Genomic DNA, 2,477 nt, shown 5'->3' with positions numbered 1-2,477 from the left:
TGTCAATCGGCGTTCGACTGGGACCCCCTAGCGGCATCCAAAAGGGACCCCTTTGATCGGCGTGCTCTGCTGGTAGCGCTCGGGTCGTCGGAGCTGGTCGGGGTTGCGGAGACGGCGCGAGCGCGGGTTGTTTGAACATCGTCGCGGCTTTTGAATCGCCAGCTGTCGTTGCCGGTTTCGACGATGTCGCAGTGATGGGTCAATCGGTCGAGTAGCGCGGTGGTCATTTTGGCATCGCCGAACACGCTCGGCCATTCGCCGAACGCAAGATTGGTGGTGACAATGATGGAGGTGCGCTCGTAGAGCCGGCTGATGAGATGGAACAGGAGCTGACCGCCGGATTGCGCGAACGGCAGATAGCCCAGCTCGTCGAGAACGATGAAGTCCATGCGGGTCAGATGCTCGGCGAGCCGTCCCTGTCGACCGTTGCGGGTCTCGGTCTCGAGCCGGTTGACGAGGTCGACGACGTGGTAGAAGCGTCCTCTGGCGCCATCGCGGATGCAACTTCTGGCGATGGCAATGGCGAGGTGTGTTTTGCCTGTACCGGTGCCGCCAACCAGCACGACGTTGCGTTGTTGGGCGATGAAGCCGCCGCCAGCGAGATCATTGACGAGAGTCTGATTGATCGGCGTGCCGTCGAACTGGAAGTCGGCGATGTCCTTGGCGAGCGGCAGCTTGGCAATGGTGAGCTGGTATTTGATCGACCTGGCTTGCTTCTCGTTGATCTCGGCGTTGAGCAGGTCGCCGACAATGCGCTGAGGTTCGTGCTGGCGCTTGACGGCAGTTGCCATGATCTCGTCGAAGGCGGCCTTCATGCCGTAGAGCTTGAGTTCGCCCATAAGATCGAAGATTTGGGTTCGTTCCATCAGATGGTCCTCCGGAGGTTGTCGTAACGGGCACAATCGGCGATCGGTGCATGACGGAGCGTCAGTGCGGCCGGCGTCATGATGTTGGCCGGTGGGGCGGGTTCACGTTGACGGGCCAGGATATTGAGAACGACATCGGCGGAATGGACGCTGTGACTGAGCGCTTCGGCACAGGCCGCTTCCACGGCGGACAGACCGTCAGTCAGCACCGCGTTGAGGATGTCGACCATCTGCCGATTGCCATCGTCGGTGCTGGCCAGCTTGCGCCGGATCCGCTCCATCGCGGCCGGCAGCACCCAGTCTTTGAAGGGAGCACCGTTGCGCAAGGCGCCGGGTTTACGGGCGAGCACCGGCACATAATGCCAGGGGTCGTAGACGGTATCGCCGCGGCCAAAGGATCGCGGGTGCTCGGCAATGATGCGTCCGTCCTGACGGATCACGATGCGATCGGCATAGGCTTGAACCTCGACCGGTCGTCCGACTGCGCTGGCTGCGACCGAGTACTTGTTGTTGTCGAAGCGCACCAGGCAGGTCTTCGAGACTGATGCCGTCACCGCATGGAAGCCGTCAAAGCGGCCGGCATAGGGAACGAGTTTGGGGCGTTCGGCTTCGAACACGTCCCAGATCGTCTGATCGGCCAGCTCCGGATGGCGATGAGCCTTGGCGTAGGCGATGCACTTGTCGAGCAGCCAGGCGTTTAACTCGTCGAGGTTTTTGAACCGCAGCCGTGGCGTGAAGAAGCGTTCCCTGACCAGCCCGACCTGGTTCTCGACCTGCCCCTTCTCCCAGCCCGACGCTGGCGTACAGGCGACCGGATCGACCAGATAGTGGCTGCACATCTGCAGGAAGCGGCGATTGTAGAGACGGCCTTTACCGACGAAGATCGTCTCTACGGCGGTCTTCATGTTGTCGTAGATGCCGCGGGTGCAGGTGCCTTTGAACAGGGCGAACGCCCGGTCGTGGGCGTCGAACACCATCTCCTGCGTCTCCCGCGGATAGGCCCGCACGAACAGCATGCGGCTGTGACAGAGCCGGACATGAGCAGCCTTCACCATCACCGTGGTGCCGCTCAGCAGGACGACCTCGTGGCTCCAGTCGAACTGGTACGCTTCGCCTGGTGCAAAGCTCAGCGGGACATAAGCGGCTGCGGTCGATTGCCCGCGTTCCTTGCTCCACCGCCGTGCGTATCGACGAACCGCATCATAGCCGCCGGCATAACCCTGGCCGCGAAGCTCTTCGAATAGCCGGATCAGCGTCAGCCGTTCCCGTGCTGCCTTGCTCTCATTCCCTGCCAGCAACCGGTCAAGCTCGGCACTCCAGGCACCGATCTTCGGGAGCGGCTGCGTCTCGCGCTCATACCGGAACTCCGTCGCTTGAGAACGAATGACCTTGCGAACCACCTTCCGCGATACGCCAAGTTCTCGGCAGATCGCCTTGATCGGACGACCATCAACAAAGTAGGCGCGACGGATCTTACCAATCGTCTCCACCACCAGCATCCCAACCTCGGCTTCCATGACTCGATGGAAGCCACTGTGGACCCTTATCTCGGGGTCCCGATTGGATGCCGATCACCCCGAAAACGGGGTCCTTATTCCATGCCGAAACACA

Annotated in this window: 1 protein-coding gene and 1 pseudogene; both read right to left on the bottom strand. The window is 61.5% G+C overall.

Features of this window, described 5'->3' with window-relative positions:
• Positions 1–2 precede the first annotated feature (2 nt).
• Positions 3–866 (bottom strand): IS21-like element helper ATPase IstB, encoded by an 864-nt coding sequence (istB, locus tag ABIB99_RS44400; RefSeq protein ID WP_354122414.1) that lies wholly within the window; start codon positions 864–866, stop codon positions 3–5.
• An 8-nt stretch (positions 867–874) separates the two neighbouring features.
• A pseudogene (gene istA, locus ABIB99_RS44395) lies at positions 875–2,365 on the bottom strand (IS21 family transposase); the annotation flags it as partial.
• Between the last annotated feature and the right edge of the window lie 112 nt (positions 2,366–2,477).

It is taken from the genome of Bradyrhizobium sp. LA6.1 (assembly GCF_040547805.1).
GTDB classification, from domain to species: domain Bacteria; phylum Pseudomonadota; class Alphaproteobacteria; order Rhizobiales; family Xanthobacteraceae; genus Bradyrhizobium; species Bradyrhizobium barranii.
The sequence above is the reverse complement of the archived record's forward strand: the minus strand, read 5'-3'. Positions and strand labels throughout refer to the sequence as shown.